Origin of the sequence: Microbulbifer harenosus (genome assembly GCF_005771435.1) — a bacterium.
In the GTDB taxonomy this organism is placed as follows: domain Bacteria; phylum Pseudomonadota; class Gammaproteobacteria; order Pseudomonadales; family Cellvibrionaceae; genus Microbulbifer; species Microbulbifer harenosus.
Map to the genome: position 1 here is coordinate 1 of NZ_VANI01000044.1, position 1,320 is coordinate 1,320.

The following is a 1,320-nucleotide window of genomic DNA, read 5'->3' on the forward strand; positions in this document are numbered from 1 at the left end:
TGAAAAAGGCGCCCAGCACTCCCATCAATACAAGCGATTACAGTGGTTTATCCACTGCGGAGTTGCTGGCGGTGATTGGCGACTTCCAGCAACAGCTGGCGCAAAAAGAACAGGCCCTGCAATCCAGGGATGAAGCCATTCAATCCCTGGATCATTCACTTCAATCCCAACACAAAGCCATCCAGCAGCGCGATCACTACATTGCCCTGCTGGAAGAGCAGCTGCGCCTGAAGAAGGCCCAGCAGTTCGCTGCCAGTAGCGAAAAGCATACCCACCAGATCCACCTGTTCGATGAAGCCGAGATGGAAGCGGAGATCGAGGCGCTGCTGGAGCAGCTCCCCGAGGATATCGCACCGGCGGAACCCAAAGCGGCGAAGAAACGCCAGCGTGGCTTCAGCGGGAAACTGGTGCGCGAGCGTATCGAACTGACACTGTCGGAAGAGGAAAAGGCCGGCGCGAGTAAAACCTTCTTCACCAAAGTGAAAGAGGAGCTGCAGTTTATCCCCGCCCAGCTCAAAGTACTGGAAATCTGGCAGGAAAAGGCAGTGTTCGAACGTGACGGCAGCGAAACCATCATTGCAGCCAAGCGCCCCGTACATCCGCTGGGAAAATGCATTGCCACCACCTCACTGCTGGCCTATATCATCACCTCAAAATACGCCGACGGCTTGCCGCTGTATCGCCTGGAGCAGATGCTGAAGCGGCTGGGGCACGAGGTTGGGCGAACCAGTATGGCGCACTGGATTATCCGCCTGGAGGATGTCTTCCGGCCGCTCATCAACCTGATACGCGAAGTCCAGAATAGCAGCCACTACCTGCAGGCGGATGAAACCCGGATCCAGGTCCTGAAGGAAGACGGAAAAAGTACTCAATCCGACAAGTGGATGTGGATCACCCGCGGTGGCCCACCGGGTCAACCGTCCGTGCTGTTCGAATACGACCCGTCCCGTGCAGGTAGCGTCCCCGTGCGCCTGCTGGATGACTTTGCCGGTATCCTGCAGGCGGATGGTTACTCCGGCTATGGTCGGGTGTGCCGTGAAAACAACATCACCCGGATCGGCTGCTGGGATCATGCGCGCCGTAAATTCATCGAAGCCAGCAAAGCGGCTCCGGGTGGTGCAAAAAAAGCTAAAAAAAGCAAAATCTCCAAGGCAGACATCGCCCTGGGGTATATCCGCAAGCTTTATGCCATTGAGCGCGAAGCCCGGGACCGCAGCGATACCGAAAAATACAAGGTTCGTCAGGCGCTGAGTTTACCGTTGCTCGAAACCTTCAAAACCTGGTTGGAAAAACAGGTCGGCAAGGTGATGAAGGGTTCAC

Annotated in this window: 1 protein-coding gene; it reads left to right on the plus strand. The window is 56.2% G+C overall.

Annotated features, from left to right (window positions below):
- Positions 1-23: 23 nt before the first annotated feature.
- Positions 24-1,320, plus strand: a 1,297-nt coding sequence (gene tnpC, locus FDY93_RS19210; protein WP_138237374.1) for an IS66 family transposase, incomplete at its 3' end; no start/stop codon positions are given.